The organism is Rhizobium sp. 01T444 (genome assembly GCF_056398305.1).
The window spans coordinates 1-590 of record NZ_JBFTPD010000291.1 but is presented as its reverse complement, the minus strand read 5'-3'; the positions used below and the strand labels follow the sequence as shown (position 1 = coordinate 590).

The following is a 590-nucleotide window of genomic DNA, read 5'->3' as shown; positions in this document are numbered from 1 at the left end:
TGGGAGATCAGGTACTTCAGCAGGTCGGACCCGGCCTGGTTGTAGTCCTGGCCGTAGCGCACGTTCGCCTTGTTGTGGAAGTTGACGAAGTGCGTCGTGAAGGCATTGACGAAGAGCAGCTTCTCCCGTGTCTCGGGGTGCGTGCGCACCACGGGGTGCTCGGCATCCGGGTACTCGGCCTTCATGGCCAGGCGCTTTTCCCGGGGCATGGCCGCGGCAAAGGAGCTGTTGAAGCTGTGATTGGCCCACAGGTCGGCGATCCGCGCCTTGACGTCGTCCGGCAGCTTCTCGTAGGCCATGACCATGTTGGCCCACATGGTGTCGCCGCCCACCGGCGGGCACTCGACGCAGCGCAGCACGCAGCCCATCGGCGGCGTCTCGCGCCAGGTGCCGTCGGTGTGCCAGGCGTTCTCGTAGCGGTCGACGGGCGCGTCCGGCGTCTTGTAGATCTGGACCAGGCCGGGCGCGTCCGGATGGGAGGGCACCATCGGATGGTCTTCCAGCTTGCCCAGCCGGGCTGCGAAGGCCACGTGCGCCTGGCGCGAGATGTCCTGATTGCGCAGGAACAGCACCCGGTGCTTCAGCAGGGC

General features: G+C 66.8%; 1 protein-coding gene. It reads right to left on the bottom strand.

Annotated elements, in window-relative coordinates:
- Nucleotides 1–590: TauD/TfdA dioxygenase family protein (locus AC1DTN_RS38515; protein WP_477925462.1), on the bottom strand; the 590-nt coding region annotated here is incomplete at both ends.